6 protein-coding genes are annotated in these 10403 nt (G+C 40.1%); 2 read left to right on the forward strand and 4 right to left on the reverse strand.

Going from position 1 to position 10403, the window contains the following annotated elements:
* Nucleotides 1-35: 35 nt before the first annotated feature.
* Together BUB85_RS19715 and BUB85_RS19720 are read right to left on the reverse strand one after the other, a co-directional pair.
* Nucleotides 36-1481: an IS5 family transposase gene (locus tag BUB85_RS19715; RefSeq protein WP_073111892.1), complete on the reverse strand. Its 1446-nt coding sequence runs from the start codon at nt 1479-1481 to the stop codon at nt 36-38.
* 362 nt (nt 1482-1843) lie between these two features.
* Entirely contained in the window at nt 1844-2644 is an 801-nt protein-coding gene (locus BUB85_RS19720) for a helix-turn-helix transcriptional regulator (protein WP_073113210.1), read from the reverse strand.
* Between the two features lie 209 nt (nt 2645-2853).
* Here BUB85_RS19720 and BUB85_RS19725 point away from each other — a divergent pair, with 209 nt between their 5' ends.
* The gene (locus tag BUB85_RS19725; RefSeq protein ID WP_084534155.1) at nt 2854-4284 is read left to right on the forward strand and encodes an IS110 family RNA-guided transposase; all 1431 of its coding nucleotides are present in this window, start codon (nt 2854-2856) and stop codon (nt 4282-4284) included.
* Between the two features lie 777 nt (nt 4285-5061).
* Here the strand turns inward: BUB85_RS19725 and BUB85_RS19730 are convergent.
* Nucleotides 5062-6459: an MFS transporter gene (locus BUB85_RS19730; protein WP_073113211.1), complete on the reverse strand. Its 1398-nt coding sequence runs from the start codon at nt 6457-6459 to the stop codon at nt 5062-5064.
* 167 nt (nt 6460-6626) lie between these two features.
* Nucleotides 6627-9665: a glycoside hydrolase family 2 TIM barrel-domain containing protein gene (locus BUB85_RS19735; protein WP_073113212.1), complete on the reverse strand. Its 3039-nt coding sequence runs from the start codon at nt 9663-9665 to the stop codon at nt 6627-6629.
* A gap of 202 nt (nt 9666-9867) precedes the next feature.
* Between BUB85_RS19735 and BUB85_RS19740 the strand changes: the two genes are divergently transcribed.
* The coding region (locus BUB85_RS19740; protein WP_200803595.1) for an AraC family ligand binding domain-containing protein at nt 9868-10403 on the forward strand (536 nt) is incomplete at its 3' end.

The following is a 10403-nucleotide window of genomic DNA, read 5'->3' on the forward strand; positions in this document are numbered from 1 at the left end:
TAGTGTCTGCTGATTAAACAGTTTGCGGCTCAAAATCAGCAGGTGTATTCTATCAGTCCCAAAATCCAAATCAAGACAAAATGTATTCGTGCCTGAATCTTAAAAAGATTCGTCACAAATACAGATAACGCGATTGATGTAAGTGTCGTGTCATAAAGCTTTGTTCTTATCAAACCCAGTCCATAGCAACGTTTGCTTAAACTGAATGACCGTTCCACTTCAATTCGATCTGTGTTATCTTGATATTCCTGTTTTTTCTCTTTGGCTAACTGTTTTGTTGCGCTTGGTCTTCCAAGCTTCGGTCCAGACAAACGGATTCCATGGAATTTACAGAATCCTCTATTTTCTCTGGTTCGATAAATTTGATCCACAAGTACACGTTCCGGATAACGTCCGGTTCGTTCCTTGAAGCGTTCTATCGCTTCCTCTAATACAGTGCTTTCATTGTATGCTTCATAGGATATTTTCTCTATCCTTCCATATCCGTTTTCATCAAGGCTCAGATCAAACTTAGCTCCAAATTCAACGGGGGCTTTTGTTTTTCCTCTGACGATTGGGCGAAGCCATGGCTGGGAGATGCTTACAATACGCTTTTCGACACTGTGTACTTTGTTTTGATACATGTACTGCTGTTGATCGTATAACTTATATATGGTCCTCAGAAGTGATATCTCTTTTGAGGTCGGTGCATAGCCTTTTTCCATGTAACTTTCAAGATAATTGATATCACGTTTGATGTAGGAAAGCTGCTTACGGATAGTTGCTCTGATTTTCTTTGTACTGCGTTTCTTTGTTTTTGCAAGTGCAAGATAGTTCTTTCTTGCCTGACGGCGATACATGCGTGGTCTGGAAAACCCATAAGCTTTACAAAAACGAATGATGATTGTTTCCAGTTTTTCTCTTGCTTCATTCAGTAAGGAAAAATCCTGGGGATATCGAATGTTTGATGGGGCACAGGTTGCGTCCAGCATAAGTGTTCCTTTGTTTTCAGGTTCACTTTCCGATTTGTCATTCCCGTTTCCACCTGCTGGTGGATTAGAATGGTCGTCATCATCTCTTTCATCACTGGAATCTTTTTCCTTGAAAGCATCCAACATATATTCGTTGGCTTCCATGATAACGTCCATTTTCAGACGTTTACGGAATAAGACCAACGTACTTGCATCAATTGGCGGTTCTTCCTGATATCTAGGAAGCCCAATGAAATACTGATAATACGGATTTTCAGTCAACTGATCAACCAGTTCCCTATCAGAATACTGGTACTTGGTCTGAATAATCAAAGAACCGAGAGCAAGACGTAAAGGTTTCGCTACGCGTCCATTTTTTCCCTTGAACAATCGGTGGTATTTCTTTTCGAATATCGCCCATGGAATGGCATCGGCCATTTTTATCCACCGGTTCTCTGGATTCATATGCAGCCCCATTGGCTGATTGAAGCTAAGAAAGTTATTCTGTGTATTATCGGTACTTTTGTACATTGAATTTTTCACTCCTAAAATGGTACTTTTCTATGGAAAACTGCACGAAAAAAGTTTTGAATTCATCAAAATCCGTGCACTTATAGTATACCACTCAAAGGCGTGAAAGTCAGTAAAATCAAGTGCTTGAAGCTGATTTTTGAATTAATCAGCAGACACTAACTAGTTTCTAAAGTAACAGCCTCTCTTAACTTCTTTATTTATAGTTCGTCTACTTCTTTTTCTGAAGCAGTTCTCCGTTTGTTTCTTCCCCATTCATACATGACATAATAATTAACCACTACCCCATATTATAAATAACACCCAGAAATACATATTTCAGACTGATAATCAGATTTTTATTGAATTTATTAATCTATATGTTATGACAACATATCTTTCAGACATGTACTCCGGTAGTCACTCGGCGATATTTTATATCTTTCTTTAAATACTCGGTTAAATGTTCTCTGACTTTCAAATCCACTATCCAGACAAATGTTTGTAATAGAATCACTCGTATTTTCCAAACGCTGGCATGCATAGTTCAGCCTTGCATCGTTAAGATATTGATTAAAGTTTCTATGGAATGTTTTGGAAAAGAGTCTGGATAAAACATATTTGCTCACCCCCAGATCTTTTGCCATCTCTTCCAACGAAAACTTCCTCTTAAAATTTGCTGATATATAGGAAACTGTCTGGTAAATAAGATCGTTGCTCCCCACATTACTCTTTTCTACCAAATTTAATTTTCCTATGCAGCGTGCCAACATAATTTGAAGATATGCCTGTGCAACAGTAATATCCGACTGTTCTGTCTCTAAAATCGCATTTATAACCCTATATACCTCCGGTTCAACCTTTTCCGCTTTGATGATCGGATATTCAGGAGCCATGGATTGCATAATATCTGCAAATTTGGCAATCGTAAATGGCGATGCAATCAGATAAGTCGCTTTATTTACACCGGGTGTCAGTACCTGATAGTGATGAATAACATCTGGAAATACAAAGCCTATATCTCCTTTATCCATATGATATAGTTCCTGTCCGACACCCAGCTCTAATGCTCCACTTGTTACACAAACGATCTCCAGTGCATTATGAAGATGTGGTTCAATATGTTTTGACTTCCTATTTATCGCTATAATCTCCTCTTTTGTGTCAACATATTTTAACTGCATGAAATACTCCCCTTTGCAACATTTGTCTATATCTTCTTTCGATTTGGCAAGCAATCCTTTTACACCTATCTTATAATCAACTTGTAAATAAGGAAAGCTTCCTGTATACTTTAAATCAAGGAGTTGACCAAAGAAAATACCTCAAGTAAATTTAGATTATTACTGACCTGGCGAGTTGGTAAAATCTAAAAACACAAGAGGTATCTAAAATGAATAGTAAAACAAAAAGAGCAAACAATCAAGTCAATTCTGTGATAAATGTACAGGAACAAAGGGAGATGGTAGAAAAAGCAAACCACATACTCAGTGAGATGAAATCCTTTACCTGGAGAGACCTTGAGACTCAGGGGAAATTCAGCAAAAACGATAAGCTCTCCTTCATCAGCGATGACATGCTGATCCTTGGATGCGACATTGGCAGTGAGACACATTATGCCAGAGCAATCGACGCAAGAGGCAGGGAACTGGGCAGGAAGGCACTTGCATTTGATAATAATGCCAAAGGATTTCAGAAAGCCCGTGACTGGGCTGTGCAGCTGGCAGCTGCAAACGATAAGAAGCAGATTGTCTTAGGACTTGAGCCTACAGGCCACTACTGGTTCTGTCTTGCGGCATGGATGGTCTCAAACGGGATCAGCGTCGTTCAGGTAAATCCTTATGCTGTGAAACAGACGAAGGAACTGGAAGACAACAGCCAGCAGAAGGATGACCGGAAAGATCCAAAGCTGATTGCGAATCTTGTGAAAGATGGGAATTACGGTATGCCGTATCTGCCGGAAAAGGTCTATGCAGAACTGCGCAGGCTGTCGATGTTCCGGGAGCAGCTGACAGAGGACCGGAACCGGAACATGAACCGGCTGCACAGGGAGATGAAGATCTATTTTCCAGAATATAAGGACGCATTTGGGAAGATAGACGGGGCATTCTGTATGGCAGTGCTGAAGGAAGCGCCATTTCCGGAAGACATTCTCCGGCTGGGGATAGAAGGGATCCGTGAGATCTGGCATGAAGCAAAGCTGAGAGGGCGTGGATACAGCAGGGCTGCCGAAATCGTAAAGTATGCAGAAATGAGCATAGGCCTGAAGGAAGGCACAGCAGCGGGGAAGGAAGCCGTACGATGGTTTGCGGAGAAGATCATGGAACTGGACGAAGAACTTGAGAAAATAGAAAACAGTCTGAGTGAAAAATGTAAGGAGATCCCCCATGCAGAAAACGTACTGGAGATACCGGGGATCGGCGGGAAGATCCTTTCAGGAATCCTTGCAGAGATGGGAGATATCTCCCGGTTTGACGATGTGAAAGAACTGCAGAAACTGAGCGGACTTGGGCTGGTGTCATGTAGTTCCGGAAAGCATAAAGGGGAGACCAGGATCAGCCATAGAGGGCGCAAACGGCTGAGGTACTGGCTGTTTCAGGCAGCCCGGTCAGCGGTGTCACATGGAGAGGAATATAAAAGGATCCATGCCCACTATACAACGAGGGCAGGGAATCCGCTCCAGAAGATGCAGTCACTGATCGTGATCGCATGCAAGCTCCTCCGTGTGATCTATACGATGCTGAAGACAGGGAAAGGGTATGATCCGGAAAAACTACTGAAGGATATCCGATACCCGGAGAATGTACAGACTGCCGCAGCATAATCAATCAGAAAAGAAGAAATCCAGGATCCTGCTGAGTTTCAGAAACGTCTGGTGCTGAGCAGGGTTCTGGAAAGGAATCCAAAGGAGACAGGGAAAGGAACTCTGTCAGCAGAAGACCGACCAGAGGGAGGCATAGCGGAGCGTCCACTGAATCAGTGCTGTGCGGAACCGGGCAGGTCAGAAAATAATCAAATACAAACAAGAGCTGTAGCCGGCAGGAGTATCCTCCATAGGGCATAGACCCTGTATGAAAGCTTAGCTGGCACTCAGTGTATGAACAGGTGGGACGAAGGAAGTTGGGACGGGATCCCTGTAGACACGGAAGGTTCACCATCATAGCGAAGCAGAGGGAAAATAGCCTTTATAAACATCAACCAAAGGATGCTTTATGAAGTGCACCCATCTGTAGCTGTTCAGTACAAGATACTATGACTGTTCAACACTTTTGGCTCTGTTTATACGAGGTAACAAGTTGGAAAAAGCCAGTAAAATCAATGATTTTAGGCTTGACATTATAGGAAGGAGGAATTGCAAATGAGCAACCTAAAAAAATATCTGAATGACCTTTTAGTATTCTACACTGAATATTTTGAGCATCCTTACCATGCATAAATACTAAAAGGACTATTTTGTGAAAACTGAATATTTTCTTAAGGCCATTTCACAAAAATGAAGTGGTCCTTTTTTATTTTCAAAATACAGTTCTATCACTTTATATATAGAAAAAAAGCACTGTCTCATCGAGCAACGACCAGACAACGCTTTCTCCTGTCAATTCTAATTTATGTCTGATGCATCTGTTACTTCATCTGCAGCAATTCCTTTTTCTGCTTTCAGTTTTTTATTTGCATCTTCTACATTCATTCTTGAAAGTACAAACATAATCAATACATCAAAGATTAACGGAAGCCAAAGATACATGAACTGCATCATATCAAGTGCAGACTGTGGCTGAGTTGCATTTGTTCCGACATATCCACTGAACTCAAGCATCCATCCAACAACAGCGGTTCCAATACCTCCACCGATTTTTACGCCAAGAGAAGTACAAGAGTACATCGTTCCGTCAATTCTCTTTCCCTGTGTAAGATAAGTGTATTCAGAGCAGGATGCGATAACTGCATTCATATCTCCCTGCCATGGTCCCTGACCTAAGGCTGCAAGAGCTGTAAACGCCATCATCAGCGGAACACTGCCCATATATCCGGCAACAACAACAAGTGCTCTACCGATGACTGCTAAAACATAACCTCTTAAGTTCAGTTTGTACATACCTTTCCACTTACCAACTAAGGTTGGTGTAAAAATCAAGGCAATGATTAGTGGAATATTAACTGCCCATGCAAATTGTCCAAACAAATTCTTATTTTTCAGTACCCATGTCATATAATAAATGCCAGCTCCAATCATGGCACCATATAACTGCTGTAAAATATATGTTCCACAAATCATCATGTAATACTTGTTTTTAACAAGAAGCTTGAATGCCTGTACCATTCCGTACTTTTCATTATCATCCTTTACTTCTCCTTCGTTAAGTTCTTCCTCAGGAAGTTCCTTAACAGAAAGTGCTGAAATCGTATTTATGACAAGACCAATGATTGCATAGATAATAGCAACCGTTCTCCATGCCGCAGCATCTCCACCACATTTATCTACAAATCCAACTGTAATCGCCTGAATCAGAAGACTTGTTGAAAACGCAAAAATAAAACGGTAAGATCCCATCTGCACACGCTCTTTGCTGTTCTTTGTAATCAGTGACGTAAGTGCTGAGTAAGCAATATTGTTTGCTGTATAAAACACACCATTTAACAGTGTATAAGAAATAAAGAACCATGCATATTTAGCCGTTGTTCCAAAGCTGACTGGTACTGCAAAGCAGCAGACCAGCGTAATGGCACAACCAATGTATCCGTATAGCATCCATGGCTTCGCTTTTCCCATTTTACTGTGTGTTTTGTCAATCATTGATCCAAAAAATATATCCGTAAAACCATCAAATAGTTTTGATACGGCAATCAGGGTACCTACGACACCTGCAGCAAGTCCTACTGAGTCCGTCAGATAGACCATCATGAAAGATGTCAGGAAGGCATAGACTACATTACCTGCAATATCACCTGATCCATATCCAATTTTGTTATACCATTTCAAATACTTTTTTTCTTCCATCGAATTTCTTTGCTCCTCATCTTCATCGCACTTAGAATCTCAATATGTCTAACCGTATGATGTCTAATTCTAATTTTTTCTCTGTTTTTGTCTGATTGCTCTGTATATCCGGACTTTACATTGCAATCAGACTATCCTTCTTTGTTTACGAGTTACATGAAACTTTATTATCCCTTTACATACGGTATCAGCGTAAACTGGAACCGGAATAATACATCATCAAATCGGTACTGATCCAATACAACTGGACCACAACTATTAGAACCAATGCCATTTAATGCGTAGTCAACGCAAAATACTACACTATCTGATTCTGTCAGTTCATAATTATGCGTTTTCTTCTCAAGTTCTTCCTGCGTATAATAAGAAGCATTGAATGAGAAGGCATTTTCCGCAGATACCACAATTCCATATCGTCTGTTGTTAAGCTCTACATATTCACAATCATAATGGCTTCCATTTTCCTGTGGACGAATATAGTCCTCATGCAAATCATCTACATTTGCATGATACAAACCGTGGCTCGCAGCCTGATGTTTGTCACAATAGCTTTCCTGTGGTCCCATTCCAAAGTATCGTGTAGCTGAAAGTTTTTTATCCAGGAACATCCTCACACCAAATCTTGGCAGGTCCGGAAATTCATCATCTTTTGTTACTGCAATATCTGCATCAATCTTTCCAGCAGCTTCTATTTTCCATGTGATCGTCACATCAAGAATCTTCTGTACTGTCTCTGCCACAACGGATGCATGGCTTGTAATTTTCACACCATGCTTTCCCTGCACGACCTCTGTCGTGTAAGCTCTTGTATAAGCTTTATCATAATGGGCTTTCTTCCATTCAGACTTGATGTACATATCGTTATCTGTTGGAGCTCTCCAAATATTTAATTCCATCGGATGGTTCAAGTATTCCCGCCCTGCGAATTTCATCTCTTTAAAGAGTGCAGTACGTTTGTCTATGGTATAAGCAAATTCACGCCCCTTGATATGAATCTGTGTATCATTTTCATTTACCTGTAATTCAGAGTCCACTGCTGTTTTTTGTAGCCATTTCTCAGCAAGTTTACATTTTGCATCGTCTTTGCTTACCTCAATTTCATCAAATCCAAGAATATGTTCTTCATCCAATAATGGTAATTCTTTTTTCAAATGGTAAATAAGTTTTAAATAACACTTTCCATTCTCTGGCACATTGATTTTAAGGTTTATTTTTCCTTCACTGTGTGGTGCTACTGAAACTTCTGGAAGTTTACCTTTGCTGATCACAAGACCGTCCTGTGTCAATTCATAACTGATTTTCACATAATCTTTCAAATCATCAAAATCCATGTAGTTATGAAGCATTAGTTCTCCACTTTCTTTGTCATAGGAAATAACCCTTGCCGGGCGATAAACATTCTTGTATTCCAAAAGTCCTGTATGTACCGTTCTGTCCGGATATACTAATCCATCCATACAGAAGTTGCCATCATGAATTTCTTCGCCATGGTCGCCCCCATAAGCATATATAGTCTTTCCATTCTCAGCAGTTCCATGAGCAATCGCATGGTCACACCATTCCCAGACAAAGCCGCCGCACATTTTATCATTATCCTGAATCATCTGGAAGTAATCTTCAAAATCTCCAGGTCCGTTTCCCATGCTGTGACAGTACTCTACCAAAAGGAAGGGTTTGCTTCCATCTTTATCCAGATATTCCTGAATTTCGGAAAGCGCTGGGTACATCCGGCTGTACACATCCAGATTGCTGTAATCATATGTTTCATCATAATTACGATATCTTGCACTCTCATATTGTGTGATACGGTCTGGTTCAAAATTCTTTGTCCATTCCAGTGCTTTTTCAAAGTTGCAGCCATAAGCACTCTCATTTCCCATTGACCACATAACAATACAGAAACGGTTTTTGTCACGTTCCACCATGAGTTTTACTCGATCAACGATTGCCTCTTCCCATACCGGATCATCTGCAATCTTCTCATTCCATCGTTTGAACCGATTGTAATCGGTGTCTTCTTTTCTGTAGATCATAAATGGACCATGAGCTTCAATATCTGCTTCATCTATTACCATGAATCCATACTTGTCACACATTTCATAGAAAAATGGTGCGTTCGGATAGTGGCTGGAACGGATCGCATTAAAATTATGCTGCTTCATTAACGTAAGATCGGTTGTAATCTGTTCCGGATTGATTGTAAATCCAGTAACCGGATCAGAATCATGTCGATTGACACCACGGAATTTAATCTTCTGTCCATTTAAATAAATAACCTGGTCTTTAATCTCTATCTTTCTTAATGCAATGTGATCTACAATTACTTCATTCTCTGTTTCAAGAATCAGTTTATATAGATATGGATTTTCTGTATTCCAAAGTTCCGGACTTGCGATTTCTAATACAGCTGTTCCTTCTTCAGCAATACTTCCTAGTGCTACAACTGCTCCGTTTCTATCTTCAATCGAAATTTTTACATTTAACGGAGAGTAGAATTTCATTTCAATTTCTACTTTCGCAAGCATATCCTCAATTCTTGTTTTAATATGATAATCACTGATTGCCTGTTTTGGGCGTTTCAAAATGTACACATCCCGGAAAATACCACTCATACGGAATTTGTCCTGATCTTCCAAATAGGAACCATCACACCACTTCATGACCAGAACCGCTATGCTGTTCTCTCCGTCCCGAAGGAGGTCGGTGATATCAAACTCACTGGTCATATGAGAAACCTGGCTATACCCTACATAAGAGCCATTGATCCATACATAAAAGCAACTGTCTACTCCTTCAAAATTCAAGAAGGCTTTTGGTGCATTTTCATCTTTGTGATAAACAAAGGTATGTGCATATGCTCCACATGGAATATCCTGTGGTACATATGGCGGATCAAATGGAAATGGATAACGGATATTGGTATACTGGTGTGTGTCATATCCTGCCATCTGCCATACACTCGGAACCTGAATCTCATCAAAATTTTCTGTATCATAATCTTTCTCAAAGAAAGGTTCCTGAACATCATAGATGCTGTTAAAATACTGGAACTTCCAAGTTCCATTCAATAACTGCATACGGTCTGACTCTTCCCTGTGCTCCACCAGGTGATCCATTCTTTTGGATGCCGGAATATAATAGGCTCTGGCTGGCATTGTGTTTTCATGCAGTACGCTTAAATCCTCATAATAACGTGGTACAATCATAAATAACTCTCCTTCAATACATATACATTTTTTTGCACTTTGTTTTCCCGCAGCAAATCTTGTCCTTTACTTTTATCTTTACGTTTCTTTGTTTTGCTATATATACATTATCCTAATTTGCAAAATATGTCTATGAATTGGATTAGACAAAATATGCACTAAATGATACAATGATAAAAAGTAGGAAAAGAGGTGCTGCCCTATGTATATGAATACCGGTTATTTAAACCACTCCCATATGGATTTCAAAGACAAAAGTCGCCCACTGATTGTAGGAAGCTGCGGCACTTACCGCCTTTCCAGTCATCCAAAGCTACCAACCTACCGTCCAAGGGGACGCCTGGATTATCAGATTATTTACATCACTGCTGGTTGTGGGCATTTTCATTTTGACAATGTGGATAACGAAACGATTGTTCCAGCCGGTAACATTGTACTGTACAGACCGAAGGAACTTCAGAAATATGAATATTATGGGGAAGATAAGACAGAAGTATACTGGATTCATTTTACAGGAAATAATGTAAAAAATATCCTACGGCAATATGGATTCCCGGATAAAGAGCGTGTATTTCAGGTCGGAACCTCTATGGAATACGAACAGATTTTCAAGCGTATCATCATCGAGCTTCAACGCTGCCAGGATAATTATGAAGAAATGCTTGTCCTTCTGCTCCGTCATCTTCTTATTATCTTTCATCGAGAACTGACCAGGGAACATATCTTAAAAAATGAATA

The sequence above is a fragment of the Hespellia stercorisuis DSM 15480 genome, from assembly GCF_900142165.1.
Taxonomy (GTDB): domain Bacteria; phylum Bacillota; class Clostridia; order Lachnospirales; family Lachnospiraceae; genus Hespellia; species Hespellia stercorisuis.

Coding starts and splice junctions, on each gene's coding strand:
- BUB85_RS19725 (WP_084534155.1), top strand. CDS start 2,854: ATGAATAGTAAAACAAAAAGAGCAAACAATCAAGTCAATTCTGTGATA.
- BUB85_RS19715 (WP_073111892.1), bottom strand. CDS start 1,481: ATGTACAAAAGTACCGATAATACACAGAATAACTTTCTTAGCTTCAAT.
- BUB85_RS19720 (WP_073113210.1), bottom strand. CDS start 2,644: ATGCAGTTAAAATATGTTGACACAAAAGAGGAGATTATAGCGATAAAT.
- BUB85_RS19730 (WP_073113211.1), bottom strand. CDS start 6,459: ATGGAAGAAAAAAAGTATTTGAAATGGTATAACAAAATTGGATATGGA.
- BUB85_RS19735 (WP_073113212.1), bottom strand. CDS start 9,665: ATGATTGTACCACGTTATTATGAGGATTTAAGCGTACTGCATGAAAAC.